This window comes from Helicobacter sp. MIT 11-5569 (assembly GCF_000765695.2).
GTDB lineage: Bacteria > Campylobacterota > Campylobacteria > Campylobacterales > Helicobacteraceae > Helicobacter_D.
Map to the genome: position 1 here is coordinate 155,670 of NZ_JRPB02000003.1, position 16,254 is coordinate 171,923.

The 16,254-nt window shown below is 34.9% G+C and carries 21 protein-coding genes; 6 read left to right on the top strand and 15 right to left on the bottom strand.

Annotation, left to right across the window (positions count from 1 at the left end):
- Positions 1-3: 3 nt before the first annotated feature.
- From queA to tatB, 3 genes are read right to left on the bottom strand one after another with little or no spacing between them, the layout of a single operon-like run.
- Positions 4-1,101, bottom strand: coding sequence for a tRNA preQ1(34) S-adenosylmethionine ribosyltransferase-isomerase QueA (gene queA, locus LS70_RS04275; RefSeq protein ID WP_034288232.1), 1,098 nt, complete (start codon positions 1,099-1,101; stop codon positions 4-6).
- A complete protein-coding gene (tatC, locus tag LS70_RS04280) occupies positions 1,098-1,856 on the bottom strand; it encodes a twin-arginine translocase subunit TatC (protein ID WP_034288235.1) in 759 nt (252 codons plus the stop codon). The genes queA and tatC overlap by 4 nt, the downstream gene beginning before the upstream one ends.
- Positions 1,856-2,332 (bottom strand): Sec-independent protein translocase protein TatB, encoded by a 477-nt coding sequence (gene tatB / locus LS70_RS04285; RefSeq protein WP_034288237.1) that lies wholly within the window; start codon positions 2,330-2,332, stop codon positions 1,856-1,858. The genes tatC and tatB overlap by 1 nt, the downstream gene beginning before the upstream one ends.
- A 101-nt stretch (positions 2,333-2,433) precedes the next feature.
- On the opposite strand from tatB, the gene LS70_RS04290 reads away from it, so the two are divergent.
- The gene (locus LS70_RS04290) at positions 2,434-2,745 is read left to right on the top strand and encodes a hypothetical protein (RefSeq protein ID WP_052083340.1); all 312 of its coding nucleotides are present in this window, start codon (positions 2,434-2,436) and stop codon (positions 2,743-2,745) included.
- A gap of 9 nt (positions 2,746-2,754) precedes the next feature.
- Here LS70_RS04290 and LS70_RS04295 read toward each other — a convergent pair whose 3' ends face one another.
- The 11 genes from LS70_RS04295 to LS70_RS04345 form a co-directional block, all read right to left on the bottom strand.
- Positions 2,755-4,020 carry a 3-isopropylmalate dehydratase large subunit gene (locus tag LS70_RS04295; RefSeq protein WP_034288240.1) on the bottom strand — a complete coding sequence of 422 codons (1,266 nt, stop codon included), beginning with the start codon at positions 4,018-4,020 and terminating at the stop codon, positions 2,755-2,757.
- An 11-nt stretch (positions 4,021-4,031) separates the two neighbouring features.
- Positions 4,032-4,646, bottom strand: coding sequence for an ATP phosphoribosyltransferase (hisG, locus tag LS70_RS04300; protein WP_034288243.1), 615 nt, complete (start codon positions 4,644-4,646; stop codon positions 4,032-4,034).
- A complete protein-coding gene (locus LS70_RS04305) occupies positions 4,643-5,281 on the bottom strand; it encodes a type III pantothenate kinase (RefSeq protein ID WP_138109348.1) in 639 nt (212 codons plus the stop codon). Before LS70_RS04305 ends, hisG begins: the two co-directional genes overlap by 4 nt.
- 9 nt (positions 5,282-5,290) lie before the next feature.
- On the bottom strand, positions 5,291-6,313 hold the full coding sequence (locus tag LS70_RS04310) for a hypothetical protein (protein ID WP_034288245.1): 1,023 nt from the start codon (positions 6,311-6,313) through the stop codon (positions 5,291-5,293).
- A complete protein-coding gene (locus LS70_RS04315) occupies positions 6,303-6,893 on the bottom strand; it encodes a tetratricopeptide repeat protein (RefSeq protein WP_034288248.1) in 591 nt (196 codons plus the stop codon). Before LS70_RS04315 ends, LS70_RS04310 begins: the two co-directional genes overlap by 11 nt.
- A 12-nt stretch (positions 6,894-6,905) precedes the next feature.
- Complete coding sequence (gene dut / locus LS70_RS04320) at positions 6,906-7,340, bottom strand: dUTP diphosphatase (RefSeq protein ID WP_034288251.1); 435 nt, start codon at positions 7,338-7,340, stop codon at positions 6,906-6,908.
- A gap of 26 nt (positions 7,341-7,366) precedes the next feature.
- On the bottom strand, positions 7,367-7,837 hold the full coding sequence (gene greA, locus LS70_RS04325; RefSeq protein ID WP_034289205.1) for a transcription elongation factor GreA: 471 nt from the start codon (positions 7,835-7,837) through the stop codon (positions 7,367-7,369).
- A 69-nt stretch (positions 7,838-7,906) separates the two neighbouring features.
- Entirely contained in the window at positions 7,907-9,052 is a 1,146-nt protein-coding gene (lpxB, locus tag LS70_RS04330) for a lipid-A-disaccharide synthase (RefSeq protein ID WP_034288254.1), read from the bottom strand.
- Positions 9,049-9,717, bottom strand: a complete 669-nt coding sequence (locus tag LS70_RS04335) for a hypothetical protein (RefSeq protein ID WP_052083341.1) — start codon at positions 9,715-9,717, stop codon at positions 9,049-9,051. Before LS70_RS04335 ends, lpxB begins: the two co-directional genes overlap by 4 nt.
- Positions 9,717-10,316: an NUDIX hydrolase gene (locus tag LS70_RS04340; RefSeq protein ID WP_034288257.1), complete on the bottom strand. Its 600-nt coding sequence runs from the start codon at positions 10,314-10,316 to the stop codon at positions 9,717-9,719. Before LS70_RS04340 ends, LS70_RS04335 begins: the two co-directional genes overlap by 1 nt.
- Positions 10,316-11,554, bottom strand: coding sequence for a peptidoglycan DD-metalloendopeptidase family protein (locus tag LS70_RS04345; protein ID WP_034288260.1), 1,239 nt, complete (start codon positions 11,552-11,554; stop codon positions 10,316-10,318). Before LS70_RS04345 ends, LS70_RS04340 begins: the two co-directional genes overlap by 1 nt.
- Before the next feature lie 164 nt (positions 11,555-11,718).
- Between LS70_RS04345 and LS70_RS04350 the strand changes: the two genes are divergently transcribed.
- From LS70_RS04350 to flgK, 4 genes are read left to right on the top strand one after another with little or no spacing between them, the layout of a single operon-like run.
- Complete coding sequence (locus tag LS70_RS04350; RefSeq protein ID WP_034288262.1) at positions 11,719-11,913, top strand: hypothetical protein; 195 nt, start codon at positions 11,719-11,721, stop codon at positions 11,911-11,913.
- A gap of 52 nt (positions 11,914-11,965) precedes the next feature.
- Positions 11,966-12,205: a flagellar biosynthesis anti-sigma factor FlgM gene (locus LS70_RS04355; protein ID WP_034288265.1), complete on the top strand. Its 240-nt coding sequence runs from the start codon at positions 11,966-11,968 to the stop codon at positions 12,203-12,205.
- 27 nt (positions 12,206-12,232) lie between these two features.
- The gene (locus LS70_RS04360) at positions 12,233-12,700 is read left to right on the top strand and encodes a hypothetical protein (protein WP_201273960.1); all 468 of its coding nucleotides are present in this window, start codon (positions 12,233-12,235) and stop codon (positions 12,698-12,700) included.
- Between the two features lie 10 nt (positions 12,701-12,710).
- Positions 12,711-14,537: a flagellar hook-associated protein FlgK gene (gene flgK / locus LS70_RS04365; protein WP_034288268.1), complete on the top strand. Its 1,827-nt coding sequence runs from the start codon at positions 12,711-12,713 to the stop codon at positions 14,535-14,537.
- Between the two features lie 27 nt (positions 14,538-14,564).
- On the opposite strand, the gene LS70_RS10305 is transcribed toward flgK, so the two are convergent.
- Entirely contained in the window at positions 14,565-14,693 is a 129-nt protein-coding gene (locus LS70_RS10305; RefSeq protein ID WP_268902941.1) for a hypothetical protein, read from the bottom strand.
- A 72-nt stretch (positions 14,694-14,765) separates the two neighbouring features.
- Here LS70_RS10305 and LS70_RS04370 point away from each other — a divergent pair, with 72 nt between their 5' ends.
- Positions 14,766-16,211: a major outer membrane protein gene (locus LS70_RS04370; RefSeq protein ID WP_034288271.1), complete on the top strand. Its 1,446-nt coding sequence runs from the start codon at positions 14,766-14,768 to the stop codon at positions 16,209-16,211.
- Positions 16,212-16,254: the final 43 nt, after the last annotated feature.

Consider the following 16,254-nt stretch of genomic DNA (forward strand, 5'->3'; position numbering starts at 1 on the left):
TGCCTATAAAATTAACATTCCATCGCCATAAGAATAAAAGCGATAGTTGTGCGCAATAGCTTCTTGATAGAGACTTAAGGTTTGTTCTAATCCTATAAAAGAAGCAACTAGCATTAAAAGGGTTGTTTTTGGAAGGTGGAAATTTGTCAAAAGTGCATTGGTAGCTTTTGGAGGATTTTTTGGGTGCAAAAATAAATCACATTCCCCGCTTAGCTCTTCTCCGCTTAAGAAGGCTTTGTGCCTTGCGTAAGCTTCGATTGTCCGCGCTGCTGTTGTCCCAATAGCTGTAATGTGTTTTGCATTTTTGAGCTTTTGGGCAGAATCTTTAGAGATAAAAAAGGATTCCTTGTGCATTGTGTGTTCTAAAATATTTTCTGCTTGCACGCTCATAAAAGTGCCTGCACCAACATGCAAGGTGATTTCTGTGGTATTAAAAGTTTGTTGCAAAGATTGATAAGATTCCTTGCTAAAATGCAAAGAAGCAGTAGGGGCAGCGATTGCTCCTAGGCATTTTGCAAAGACACTTTGGTAATCGTTTTTGTCTGCTTTTGTTGAATCGCGTTTGATATAAGGTGGCAAAGGGATATGCCCAAATTGTTCTAAAAAGGAAAAAAATGTATCTTTGCTTAAGAGGATTCTTGTGTTGTTTTGTATTGTAAAAAATTCTAATTCCTTAAAACCTGCGCCTAGCTCTGAAGAATCTTTTAAGATTCTAGCAAAAATATTTTTTGTAAAACCAATAGAATGTCCAACTCTCAAACGCCCCTTGCATTGCATTAAATAGCGATTATCTCCAAGCTCTTTATGAAAGAGTGCTTCAATTTTTGCTCCATTGCAAGCTTGTAGATTTGTGGAATCGCAGGGAGGGGTTAAAAGTTTTTTTCCGTAGATTCTAGCAGGAAGAACTTTTGTATTATTAAAAACAAGCAATGTATCTTTAGGCAAAAAACTAGCAAAATCTTTAAAAGTGCTATGTGTTATCGTGGAATCTTTGCGGTTAAACACAAGCAATTTTGCGGCTTCTTTTGGAGATATAGGGGTTGTTGCAATTTGTTCTTTAGGGAGTGTGTAATCATAGCTTTCTAGGGCTAAAGGATTCATTTGTGTGTTTCTTCTTCTAAGGATTCTTCAAGTTCTTCAGCTGGTTTGTAGGGATTCACAAGTTTTGCAATCATAATAGAAAGCCCATAAAGCAAAACTAAGGGAATCGCCATTAAAAATTGTGAAAGCACATCAGGAGGAGTAAGAATCGCTGCTAAAATAAAGATAAAAACAATAGCAAATTTAAAGTATTCTTTGAGTGTTCTATCTGTTACAAGCCCGACTTTTGCTAGAAAAAATGTAATCACAGGAAGTTCAAAAGATACGCCAAAGCCTACCATTAATTTTGCAAAAAAACCTACATAATCTCCAATACTAGGAAGTGCGGTAAAAAGCTGACTACCAAAATTAATCAAATATCCAAATCCAATAGGAAAAGCAATATAATAGGCAAATGCGCAACCGCATAAAAAGAAAAATGTCCCAAAAATCACAAAAGGAATCACAAGCTTTTTTTCATTCTCATAAAGTCCCGGAGCTACAAATGCCCAAATTTGCCAAAAGATAACAGGAAGCGCAAAAATAAAAGCACTAAAAAACGCAACTTTAAGTGCAGTGAAAAACGCTTCACCAACTTGCGTAAAAATCACACTTTCGCGCCCTTTTGGCAAAGCTGCGCTTAAAGGAGCAACCATCCAATCTAAAATAATCTCCCAAAAATAAAAAGAGATAGCAAAAGTAACTAACAGAGCGATAGTAATGTTGATGAGGCAACGGCGTAAGTCTTGAATATGTGGTTTTAAGTCTTCAAGCATTAAGATTCCTTGTGCGTATCTTGATTGAGATTTGAACCAAAGCTTAGAGTGGTTTTATTGTTTGCTTCTAGCTTGATTTCTTTTAGATTTGGGTTTGTAGGTTGGGCTTTTTGTGATTCTTCTTGTGGCGTAGAATCTTTGGGGTTGGAATTTGTTTGAGGCTTTGCTTCTGTGTTTTTAGAAGTTTGTGTCTCATTTAAGAGGTTGTCATCTAAATCAAGTGCTTTTAAATCAAATTCTTTTGTCAAATTTTGCGCACCTTGTGTAATGCTATTTTTATAAGCTAAAGCTTCTTCTTTGATTTTATTGAGATTGATTTCTTTATCCAAACTTTCTTTTGCATCGTCCATTGTTTTTTTTACAGCACGAAAAAACTTTGCCATATCTACGAGTGCTTTTGGTAATTTTTCTGGTCCTAAAAAGATAATTGCAACGACTGCAACCATTAAAATCTCAAAAAATCCCATTCCAAACATTGTTAAATTGCCTTTTTTGTTAGCTAAACTTGGGATTCTATCTAATTTTGGAATAAAGTGTGCTTAGAAAAGTTTAGAAATTTTATTTTAAGAGGGAAAAAATGATTCTGAAAAAAATAGTTTTTGTTGGGTTGTTAGTTTGCGCTTTGATAGGTTTTAGTGGTTGTATTTCTGCAAAGGCAGACGCATTTTTGCTTGGTGCTGGGTTAGGTTCTGTAACAACAGCTTATTTTTTAAATGGAGGAAGCATAGCGGGATATAGTATGCGTTCCTTGCAAAATGGAAGTAGAAATCCTTCTATGCAACAATATCAAGATTTTTCAGTTCCTAGTGAGCTAGAGTGGCAATATATGGGAGAAGAGATTTTCTCTGAAGCGCAACTACGACAAGCGCACACTAAGGGAAGACTTTAATAGAATCCCTTAGTCGCGTGGGTCTGCGATTCTACCTTTAATCGCACTGATTGCTGCAACAGCAGAATTTGCAAGATAGACTTCTGAATTTCTAGCACCCATTCTTCCTACAAAGTTGCGGTTTGTTGTAGAAACGCAACGTTCATTATCGCCTAAAATCCCCATATATCCGCCAAGACATGCTCCGCAAGTAGGATTTGAGATAAGCGCACCAGAATCCAAAAGAATATCAATATAGCCAAGTTTATGCGCATCTTTATAGATTTGTTGTGTTCCGGGTGTGATGATGAGTCGCACATCAGAATGCACTTTTTTGCCCTTTAGGATTTCACTTGCAATTTTTAAATCACTCAAACGCCCATTTGTGCAACTTCCGATGAAAACTTGGTCGATTTTTAGATTATCTTTAACAGCTTGTGTGATACTTTTTCCATTACTTGGTAAGAAAGGATAAGCAACAACAGGTTCAAGTTTGCTAATATCAATCGTGATTGTGTGTGTGTAATTTGCATTGGAATCTGAGAAAAATTCTTTTGGCTGCGTGCGTAGGTTAGGGCGGCTTGCTAAAAACTCTCGTGTAATGGAATCTGGAGCAATGATTCCATTTTTTGCTCCTGCTTCTATCGCCATATTACAAAGAGAGAATCTATCGTCCATATTAAGATGAGAAATGCCTTCCCCGCAAAATTCTAAAGTTTGATAAAGCGCGCCATCTACGCCAATTTGACGGATAATTTCTAAGATTAAATCTTTGCCATAAATGTGTGTTGCAGGCTTACCGATAAATTCTACTTTAATAGAGCTTGGCACTTTAAACCAATTACGCCCTGTAATCATTGCATAGGCTAAATCTGTGCTTCCCATACCTGTGCTAAATGCGCCAAGTGCTCCATGTGTGCAAGTATGAGAATCTGCTCCAATAATCACATCACCACTTACGACAAGCCCCTTTTCTGGTAGAAGTGCGTGTTCAATCCCCATATCCTTTTCATCGAAAAAATGTTTAAGTTGGTGTTTTTTAGCAAAATCACGACTAATTTTTGCTTGATTGGCACTTGCAATATCTTTTGCGGGGATAAAATGATCCATAACAATGCAAAATCCATCAGGATTTGCTAATTGCTTTGCACCGCTTTCTTCAAAGGCTTTAATAGAAAGTGGTGTTGTAATATCATTGCCAATTACCATATCAATAGGAGAATCTACAATATCTCCAGCATAAACTTCTTTTCCTACATGGTGTGAAAAAATCTTTTCAGTAATTGTTTGTCCCATTTTTGCTCCTTTTAAAGATTTAATGAAGTTTTAAAATAGTTTTGGATTTCCAAAATTGTTTGTTGTTGCATATAAAAGCTGTTTGGATTTGCTACTAAATATGCGCTAATATCCATAATAGTATGGTCAATTTTTAGGTTATTTTGACGCATTGTATCACCGGTTTCCACCAAATCCACAATCGCATCAGCCATTCCTACAAGAGGGGCTAGCTCAATAGAGCCATAAAGTTTAATAATCTCTACACTCATTGCTTTTTGTGCAAAAAATTTTTTTGTGATATTGACCATTTTTGTGGCAATTTTTAAATTAGGATTTGCAAAATCAAAGGTATAAGAATTTGGCGAACCAATGCAAACTCTGCATTTTCCAAATCCTAAATCAAGCAAGCGCACAAGAGGGCTTTTTTGTTCCTCTAAAACATCTAACCCAACAACTCCAATATCTGCTACACCACGTTCTATATAGGCTGGAACATCTTGATTTCTTACAAGCATAAAACTAAAATTTTCTTTTTCTAAAATTAGTTTGCGGTCTTCAAATTGTAGTGGTGTATTTAAAAAATGCTCAAAAATCTTTAATGTTTTTTCAGCATTTCTCCCCTTTGGTAATGCAACCCTAATCATAAATAAATCCCTTTTGCTGTGAAATTTTCTTTAATTGCTTTTTGCATACCTTTAAAGACAAGCAAATCATCATAAAAACAATTTTCAAAAAAATGCGAGAGAAACTTGCCATCTCCTCCTGTAAAGTGGATTCTCTTATTTTTTGTTGTTGTTTGTAGTGTAAGAATGATGGATTTTAGCATTCCATAGCTAATAGCATCTTTTGTATTTTGCGGAAAAGAGTGTAAATCTACAGCTAAATTAATTTCTTGGTCTAAAATTGTAATATTGCTAAACATTTTGCGGTATTGAGAAATTCCGGGCATTATAAAGCCACCCAAATGGATACCTTGATGCATAACATCTACAGTAAGCGCGCTTCCAGCATCTACAATCACACCATCATTAATTGCCATACAAGCTGCGATTCTATCAATGCCCAAACCTTTATAAGTTGTATCAAGATTTAAGTAATCACATAAATCAAAACAACGTTTATGGGAGCGCAAAAGAGCTTTTGTAGAATCCTTATTGACGCTAATGTAGATGATTATTTCATTAGGGTCTTTTTGAGAGAGCGCGTGTTTATCTTCTTTCCAGATTCTTCCGCGATAGTAAAAATGTAAAAAACTATTTCCAATATCACAAAGAATCATTAAAAGCACCTATTGAATATTAAAAAATTTATCGCCAATAAAGATTTTTCCTGAAGCAGAGAATGTTGGTTCTGTGATTGCTTGAGGTAATTTTTGGATTTTACTTGTTTGCAAGGAATCATCAACTGTAATCATATAACCTTGTGTTTCAAGAACAACAATATCTTTGCCATGGTTTGTTGCAGAGAAATGTGCAAATGGGAATTTTTTACGGCGAATTTCGTTAAGGTCTTTATCTGTTAAAATAATCTCTCCTTCATTGGAGAAAATAAAGATTCTATCTTCAAAGAATAAAATATCTTTAATATTAGCATCAAAGGTATTAATAATATTAGGACTAACAGAAATAATACGTTTTGGAGTAGCTGAAACCATACGATTTCCGATAGCTTCTAGGTAAATAACATTATTAAAGAATTTATCTCCATTAACAACAATATTTCTTACAAGACGCATACTTGCTTTATCTACAATGATGAGTTTGCCATCAAGTGTTGGAATCACAACAATATCACTTAAAAAATAAGGAGAAGCAATCAGTGTGTTGTTTGCCGGTGCTGGAACATTATCTTGACGATAAACCACTTGCATACGATTTAAATCATAAATTGCGATTGTATTAGTATCAAAAATAATTGCAATTAAATTTTTATCCATAGAAACACTTACAGGGATACTTTCAAGCGGAATGTTAGTTTCTTTTCTATCGTCTTTATTGATGAGAATGAGTGCTTTACCGCGCTGAACAATATAATATTCTTCTGTTTCATTAAGGTATCTTGAGCCAGCTTTTAGGCGGATATTAGGAATCTCCGCATGTTTTGTGATAAAGCGTCCATTTAAAAGTGTAGCACCATCACGCACAACAGAACCAATCCAAGATGGAGCAATGCCATCATATTCTATAGACCCTTCAATGCTTTGTTGTTCGGGTTTGAAATAATATTTTGACCCACAACCCCCAAAAATCAAAATTCCAATAACACCTAAAAAGGTAATTTTCAGCCATTGTTTTAAAACATTATTTTTCATTATCTATTCCTTTAATACTAAGATGTGTAAGTGCATTTGCCAAATCTCTAATCGGAGAGTCGTTTTTGATTTTTACTAGAATTTCTCTAGCTTTTTGCGAGTTTCCTGCTTGAATCTCTAAAAGTGCAGCTTGCAAATATCCAAAATCACCAGAATTTTTAGAATTTAGCGTATTTATATCTTTGCTAAGCGAAGCATTTTGTGTCTTTGCAAATTGCGCAATAATAGAGTCTTTTGAAGATTCTAAAGTCTTTAACACAGCAGCGTCATTGGTTTTTAGCGCATTTTGAAAAAGATATAAATCATAAAGCCTGCTTTTGGAATCCTTTAATGTAGCAAGCGCACTTTCATCACCCTTTAATGCTTTTTCATAGGATTGCGCTAATGCTTGTTGTTGCTTTTCTTGATAATATGTATTACCTGCATAGCCAACGCTTGCAACAACAATAATCCCAAGCAATGTAAAAATAGCAGTTTTGTAACGCCTAAACCAACTCTCAAAGCGTAATAAGCCCTCAAGCATTTTCTCGTCATTATTCATTTCTTCTTTGATGTAATCTACATTTTGTTTTAAGCTCAAATTCTTCTCCTTTTATTGTTTGCCTGTGCTACCAAATCCACCTTCACCGCGTTTTGTGGTATCTAAAACTTCTACGACTTCAAATATAGCTTTTTCAATCGGACATAACACAGCTTGTGCGATTCTATCACCAATATTGATTGTAAAATCTTCTTTGCTATGATTGATTAAAAGCACTTTAATTTCTCCGCGATAATCTGCATCAATTGTGCCCGGAGTATTCAAAGCAGAGATTCCATGTTTTAGGGCTAATCCACTTCTAGGACGCACTTGAATTTCATATTTATCGCTAAAGCTAAAGCTAAGTCCTGTTGAAACAAGCGTAAAACTCCCTGCCTTTAACACCAAATTTTCACTTGCGCATAAATCAAATCCCGAAGAACCACTTGTTTGGTATTTAGGGAGTGTTGCATTGGAGTTTAGAAGTTTGATTTTAAGTGTTGCCATTACTTTTTCCTTAAACTACACCTAACTTAAAATTCAATAGGTTTGTAAGTGATGTCTAAAATCTCATAATCTGCACGCCCTTTAGGTAAAGTTATACTCACTTCATCGCCTACAATTTTACCAAGAAGTTGTTTTGCAAGGGGAGAATGATAAGAGATTAAGCCTTTATCAGGATTGCTTTCTGTCGCTCCAACAATGGTGTAGGTGTAGCTTTCTTCTGTATCCATATCTTCTAGTGTGATTGTAGAGCCAAAACTTACTTTGTCATGCGAAAGTGTTGTAGGGTCAATTACGCGCGCTTCTGCAACAAGTTGTGTAAGCTCATTAATGCGCGCATCTAAAAAGAGCTGCCGCTCTCTTGCAGCGTGATATTCTGCATTTTCTTTTAAGTCTCCATGCTCTCTTGCAGTATCAATCTCAATAATATTTTTTGGGCGTTCGACTTCTTTTAGATTCTTTAATTCAGTGATTAGCTTATTATAGCCATATTCTGTCATAGGCTCCACAAAGATTCCTTAAAAATAAAATAATTTGAAATAGTAGGGCAAAGAGAGTTAAAAAGCCCTTTATTTTTGTAAATTTTTTATTAAATTTTCTAAATTTTGCGCACAAGTTTTTGCGCTGCCTTGTTGTAAGTATTCTACAAGTTTAGTTTTTCCCTCAAAAAAGCGTGTATAATCGTAATTTTCATAAGCTTTTAGTAAATTTTGTGGTGTTACTAAATTTTGCAAAAACTCTGGGTGAATAGGCGGAATTTTTGGATTTGGATTGTTTTTTGGTGTTTTGTAGAGGGAAAATTCTAGGAAAATATTAGCTAATCCTATAAAATTAAGTTTCACTAGAGATTTTGCGATGTAATAATCAAGCATTCTTGTTTTGTAAGCCAAAATTGTTGGAATCCCTAAAAGTGTAGATTCTAAAGTTGCTGTTCCGCTACAAACAAAGGCAAAAGAGCAATCTTTTAAGCCACTATATGTATCAAATACCATTTCAAAGTCGCTAAAATCTCCATAAATTGCGTTTAAATTTTTGTTTTCAAAAGATTTTGGCGCGATTAAAATCGGAATCTTTCCATTTTCTTTAAGTATTTTTGCAAGGGATTGAAAAATAGGAAAAAGTGCTTGGATTTCCGCTTTTCTTGAACCGGGCATAAATGCAATTTTTCTGGAATCTTGATAAGCGTTTAAAGAGTAGGGAATAGCATCTAATAAAGGGTGTCCGACATAACAAATGGGCGTATTTTTTGGATAGAATCCACACTCAAAAGGTAAAATCCCCCAAAGCGTATCGCAGATTGTGCTTAACACTTTAGCGCGATAAGCTTTCCATGCCCAAACTTGTGGCAAGATATAATAAACAATATAAGGTGGCGTGTTAGAATGATTTTGACAAATTTTGCGAATATTTTTAATAAGGGGAATATTAAAAGAAGAAGAATCCATAAAAAGTGCAATATCGCAAGTGCTAGCAAGTTTTGCAAGATTTTTTTTGACGGCAAAGAATTTTGGCAGTAATTTTAAGATTCCGCTAAATCCCATAACGCGAAATATTGTAGGATTATAAGTGCTTGTATAGTTTTTAAGCACTTTAGTATCAAAGATTCCACAAAGACTAAAAGGAATCTTTTTTTCTTCAAAGGCTTCTATAAGCCTAGCAAGATGCAGGTTTGCAGAATATTCCAAAGCAGAGACAAAAATTTTTATCGGTTTCAAGGTGTATCGTTATCTGTGGGTTGTGTTGTATTTGATTCTGTGGAATCTTCAGAAATTTCAAGATTCTCTTCTGTGGGATTTTGTGCGCTTTGAAAGAAATCACGCATTTCAATTTGAAGCTTTGCAAGTTCTGAATCTAATGTTTTGATTTTGGATTCCACATTGATTAGTATATTAAACAATGCAGTAGCACTTTCTAAAGAAACATAGCCCTTTGCTGGATTTGCAAGTAAGCGTTGGTGTTTTTGGTAAGAAACTTCAAGCTTTTGTAAGGGTTTTGGAGTAGCATTTGGAATCTTAGAAAGAAGAGTTTGTATGCCTTTTAGGGTATCTTGTAGATTTTCGCATTGCGCATAAAGATGTGTGGAATCTTTTTCTAAAGTAAAATCTTGCATTGTGTGATTTTGCGAAGATTCTAAAGTCTTGTTGCTTTCTAATAAAGCTTTGTTTTTGGCTTCTAGCTCCTTATTTTCTGCAAGCAAAAGTGCATTTTTGGCAGAAGTTGTATTAAAGGATTCTATTAAGGCTTCTTTGTCTTTTTTAAGCGCACTAAATTCTTCATTAAAATTTTTTCTCGCGTCTTCAAAAATCGCATAAATTTGCCACGATTCTTTGATAGTATCAAGTTTTTTGGTGAGTTCTTTTAAAGCGTTCAAGTCTTGCATTATGGATAATTCCTAAAATACCAAAGAAATGCAAACATAATTCCTGAAGTTTTCGGATAGGAAGAATCTAAAATAAAATTATAGGCTTCTTCTTTTGGGATAAAGATTGTTTCAATATTTTCATCATCGACACCACCGCCTAAGTTTTGGCGGTAAGTTTCATCAAGAGCAGCGAAAAATAGTGTTTGTTTGCTTCCTGCAAATCCCACAGAGCTATAAAATTCTGTAATTTTTATGAGATTTTGCAAAGGGACATTATAGCCGCATTCTTCTAAAATCTCTTCTTGCATAATTACATTAAGCGGTTTATCTTTGTCTGTGATTCCTGCACATAATTCAAAAGTGTAACCAATTTCAGTTTTTAAATGCCCTATATCGCGATTCTTTTCTTTTAAAAATACAGCAGGGCGAAATTGTTTGACAACAACAAAAGCGTTTTTTTGTGTGTGGTAGAGTAATGCTGCAACACTATCATGTGCTTCTATAATATCCCAGCTACGTTCTTTTCCATTTTCATTAAAAAGCATTCTTTTGGATTTTATGTATTTAGAATCCTCACACGCACAAAAGCGAATATTTGAAATATTTTTAGGTTGCATTAGTTAAAGTTCTTATCATCTTGACTTAGATAAACGATATAGCCATCTTTGATACGTTTAAAAGGCGTGTTTTGGAATTTATCTTCTGAAAGAGCTATATTGAGTGCTTTTTTATAATTTTTGGCATTTGCTAAGAAAGTTTCTTTTTCCTTACCTTGTAATTTTGAATGCGTGATTTTTAAATGTTTGATAGGATTAACAGCATTGCCATTTCTATATAAACCAAAATGCAAGTGTGGTCCTGTGCTAAGTCCTGTGCTACCCACTGTTCCGATTCTTTTACCTTGTTTGACGCGAGTGCCCATTCGGATTCCGCGCTCAATCTTTTGCATATGCGCATAAAGCGTTCTGTATCCATTATTGTGTTGGATAATCACAGTTCTGCCATATCCTCCTTTTGTTCCAGCAAAAATTACTTTTCCATCACCTGAAGCGCGGATTGGCGTATGTCTAGGTGCTGCATAATCTGTGCCTAAATGCGGGCGTTTGTAGCCTAAAATAGGGTGTTTTCTTCCCATTGAAAAATGCGAGGAGATTCTTTTGTATTGCAGAGGCACAGTGAGGAGATATTTGGTTAAATTATTTCCTTGTAAGTCGTAGAAATGTCCATCGTCATGGCGGATTACATAGCGATTTTTGTTATTGATTTTAAGGGTTGATGCTTTGATATTAGGCGAACCAAAATTTTTGCCTAAGCGATATTTGCGCTCATAAATCACCGCGAGTTGGTCTCCTTTGCGCACTTCTTTACGAAAATTAACATTGCCTTTATGAGCTTGGATAAAATCACTTGCTAAAAAACTATCTCCTGTTAGATTAACAATATCATTATATAAGGAATTATCCACTGATAAAGAAATCGTGTGTTCTTTGGAGAAATACACAACCGGAATCGCACGCATTCCATAGCTATCACCTTGTTTAAAAACATGAAGTTGTGAATTTTCATTAATAGGAATTAGAGCTTGAAGCAGTGTAGAATCGTCATATAATGTATAATAAGTGCTTCCGCTAATAATTTCATCAGCAAGTTCTTTGTCTTCTGGAGCAAGGTCATAATAGGTTTTTAAAGGAATCGCATTTTTTTCAAAAAAAGTGAGTAGAGTTTGCCCTTGTTCCCATTTTGCCTCTTGGATTGTTGCCGCGTGTGAAAATACCCCAAAAGTCCCAAAAACAAGCCAAAACTTAAGTGTGTTTCTAAAAATTTTTATGGGTTTGATTTGTTTTATAATACGCATAATAATCCTTTAAAATAACCTAGATTTTTAAAATTGAATTAAGAATTATAACACAAAATCCGCAATTTAGGGCAATAAAATTAAAAAATGCTTTAAAATTTATCATTTTAAAATTTTGCTATAATCTTAATATTGATTTCACAATATAAAGCTTAGGAGCATAAATGAAAGATTGGTTTGTGCCTTCAATTGGGTTTGGATTATTTGTTTATTTTATGCTTTTTGTAATTTTATATGCCATTAAAATTGGTGGTCCAAATGTTCCATTGCATAGTGAAACACAGAATATTGCGCCAGCAAAAAACGAAACAGAGAAATTTTTACAAGATGTTTCAAAAAGTGTGCGTGAATCATTTTAGTTTTTTAAAATTTAGCCGATATAGCTATAAGATTTCATAAAAAGGAGTGAAAATGATTAATCATTTGATGAATAATGCAACTTTCTCAACTGCTATTAATCAAGCGAACAACAAAAATACTTCGCAAGTTAATGCAAAAAATGAAACCATTGATGATAAGCAAAAAACAAAAGAAAATGTAAAAACTTCAGAATCTAAAGTGGATACAATCAAAGATGCAATCAAAAATGGAACATATAAAATTGATTTAAGGGGGAGTGCAGAAAAATTGGCACAAGAATTGCTTAGATAGAGATAACTTATTTCAAGGAGTTATCTTATGTCTTTGCAGTTTTTACAAGATGCATTAGAGGATGTTAAAGCTCTAATTGCAATCACTGAACAAGATATTGCTGATATTAAGGTTGCGAATAATGACGCAATCTTTGCAAGGATTCCGCAAAAAGAAGAGCTAACCGCATCATTTATCCGCAAAAAAGAAGCGTATGCTAAAGAAGTAGAAGAACGCTTGTGTGCAGAGTTTCCAAATGCTACATTAGAAGATTTGACTTATGAAGACAAGCAGCGTTTGTTGGGTGAGGGTGCTAGCCAATACACAGCAGAATTGCATGATAGTTTAAGTGTGTTAAAAGATTTAAATTTGCGTCTTGGCAAAATGTCTTTAGCTGTTTCTGAATTTTACAGCTCACTTTTAAGCAAAATCGTTCCTGTTGAAGACCGCGGATATAAAAAACAATCCCAAAAACAATCACTAGGTAACGCATCATTTCTACAAACAGAAATTTAAGGAGTAGATAATGGGCGGACTACTTTCTTCTTTGAATACTCCTTATACAGGGCTAACTGGTCATCAAGTAATGGTGGATACCACGGGAAACAATATTGCTAATGCAAATAATGAATTTTATACGCGTCAAGTTGTGCGTCCCGCAGCTGAAACTCCCCTTTGGAAGCAAAATTACGCATTAGGACAGGGATTAAGCATTCTGACAATTGAACGTGTGCATGATGAATATAGTTTTATGCGTTATAAAAAAGCAGCGTCAGAAAAAACTTATTATGATACAAGCTTTTCTGGGCTTAAAGAAGCTTCGTCTTATTATCCAGAAATCGATAATGTAGGAATCTATAACGATTTACAAGAGTATTTTGATGCTTGGAAAGACCTTTCGACAAAAGCTGGAGACCCAGCGCAAAAAATTGCCTTAGCAGAGCGAGCAGGGACATTGACAAAAAATATCCAAGAAACGCGCAAATCTTTAGAGTATCTCCAACAACGTCTTAATGATGAAATGAAAATCGCAGTTGAAGAGGTGAATCGCTTAGGTGAGCAAATTGCAATCTTAAATAAGCAGATTATAGAGCATGAAAGCCATGAGCTTTACAAAAAAGCAAATGATTTGCGTGATTTGCGCGACCAATATGAGTTTGAAATTAACAATCTTATCGGTTGTAATGTTTTTAAACAAAATGTGCAAGGAAGCTGTGTTGTGAATAAAGATATTGCCGATTTTGATGATGGTTATACACTAACAATCGGAGGAAAATCCATAGTAGATGGCACTTCTTTTCACCCTTTAGTTTTGGATAATTCCGAAAATCCAAGCGGAATCTATACGATTAAATATTTGCGTAGCGACCACAAGCCTTATGATTTAACAAATGCTTTAAATGAAGGTAAAGTTGGCGCATTGCTAGATTTGATTCGCACAGAAGATGTGTTAAATTGTAACGGCACTTTAGGAAAGTTACAAATTTATATTAACGACCTTGATACTTTTGCAAATGGAATCATAGAAGCGACAAATAATATCTATGCAGAATGTTCTCAATTAAGTGCAAGAAGCGACTATTTGACCTTAGATACAAGAGACGCGCTAACAACAAGCGGTTATAATGTGCATGAAGGGACATTCAAAGTTGTTATGTATAATAAAGATGGAAAAGAGCTTGGAGTGCGTGAAGTTACAATCAACAATCTTACAACAATGCAAAGTATTGTTAGTCAGCTTAATGCAAATGTCGATGATAATGAAGACGGAAACGCTTTGAATGATTTTGATGACCACTTTCAAGCAATCTATAATAACGATTCCAGAACGTTTAGTATCACAGCTAAAAATCCTTCAGAAGAGATTTATATCTCAATCCAAGATAATGGCACAAACTTCGCCGGAGCATTTGGGGTTAATCGTTTCTTTGATGGTAAAGACGCAAGCGATATTGAGCTTGCACAACGATACCGCGAAGACCCAACGCAAATTAGAGCATTTAGAGAAGCAGTAGATGGAAATTTTGTGGTTGCAAACAAAATGCAACAATTACAATTTGACAAGATTACCTTTACAGATTATAAGGGCGAGGAGAGGTCAGAAACCATTAGTGGGTATTTTCGTTACATTGCAGGCAAGGTTGCCACAGAGACACAAGCGACACAAATGACGCAAAATACAAAAGAAGCTGTCTATCAAGCAGCCAAACAAGAATACAAAGCGATTTCTGAAGTTTCAGTAGATGACGAGCTAGTCAATCTTATCCGATTCCAAAGTGGATATAGCGCAAATGCAAAAATGATTTCGACCATTGATGAGATGATTACTACATTATTAGGAATCAAAAATTAATTTTCTAAAAGTTAATTTCTAAAGAAGCTAGATTTTAGAATCTCCACTAAAATCGCTTCTATACTTAGCAATAAACTCTAAACTAATCATTAATAAACTTGAAAATTCCCCTAAAAATCTTAAAATTACTGCAAAAATTTCCAAAATAATACGCAAAGACTTGCTTTTTATCTTGAAAATTTAATACAATTAGCGTGCAATTTTAAATTTTACTTCGAGGAGATAATAATGAAGTTCTTAAAATTAAGTTTGGCGGCGAGTGTTGCACTAGGTGCATTCTCAACAGCAAGTTTCGCACAGCCTTTAGAAGAAGCAATCAAAGGTGTAGATGTAAGCGGGTTTTTGAGATATCGTTATAATGATGATAGATATGATAATCAAAATAATGTAGATAATGATGCAGGACCTACACCTGCAGCTAAAGGTAATGCTACACATAGATGGAGAGCACAAGCAGATTTCAAAACTCCAACAGTAAATGCAGTAGCACTTAACTTAGGTGTATATTATAACAATGAGCGTCAAAATGTAAATCACGGAAAAAATGGAGCAGTTACAGATGCAAATGGTAATACCGTTTTACCTGCTGGCTTAGGAAATGGACTTGGAGCAGGAAAAGATGGAGATTTTGGTGTAAGCGTATATAATGCGACAATCACTCCAGATAGCACAGCGACAACTGTAATTCTCGGTAAGCAACGTCTTGGCACTCCATTAACAGATGCGCTTGATGATAGAGGAACAGGTATTTTAGCTCTAAATAGTGATATTCCCGGACTTACTCTAGCAGCAGGTGCATTTGACTCTTGGAGCTTAGATGATATGTTTCAAGGATATAATGGTAATGAAACATCAGTAGATAAGCCACTTTATGTATTAGCTGCAATCTACAACACAGACACAGCTATCGGTAACTTTGGTGCGCAAGTTTGGGGCTTCTATGTAGATAGCTTAGTAGATTCAGCAATCTTTGCAGAATTAGGCTGGAAATATAGCTTCTTAAATGCAACATTACAATATGCGATGCTAACATTAAATGATGATGCAGAAAGTTTAACTGCTGGTTTATATGGAAAAATTAATCCAAATGATCCAAATAGCGCAGCAAATGCTGCAACAGATAATGATTTACTCTCTTTCCAAATTGGTGCAAACTTTAAAGAATACAACTTACCACTAGATATTAAACTTGGATATATCACAAACTTCCAAGATGGTATAGCGGTATCTTTCGATGATGAAGGAACATTTGCAAAAGCTGGAAAGCTATGGTGGCAAAATAATGCTACTGGAGTATCTATTGGTTTAGGAGCAACACTATTAAATGGAAATTACCAAGCAAAAGCAGGAGATGAGCAAGAAATCAGCGTAATGTATGGAACTCTAGGCTATGGCTTCCTTGAAGATAGATTAAATATTGGCATTGAGGGTGTGTTTGGTGAAAACGAAGTTACACGACTTCCAGCAGGGCAGACAGACGGAGGGGTTATCTATAAGAAAACAAAATTCACAGAAATCACTCCAGTGGTTAGCTGGCAACATAATAAGAATCTAAAAATCTCTGCATTCTATGCAATGCTATCTACTGAGCTAGAAACAGAAAATGGTGTTGCTTCATCAAAACCAGATGAAGATAGAAACAGAGCAAGGGTAGAAGTAAAATACTCTTTCTAGTTGCAAACAAGAATCCCTTTTTGGGATTCTTTCTTCTTTAAAA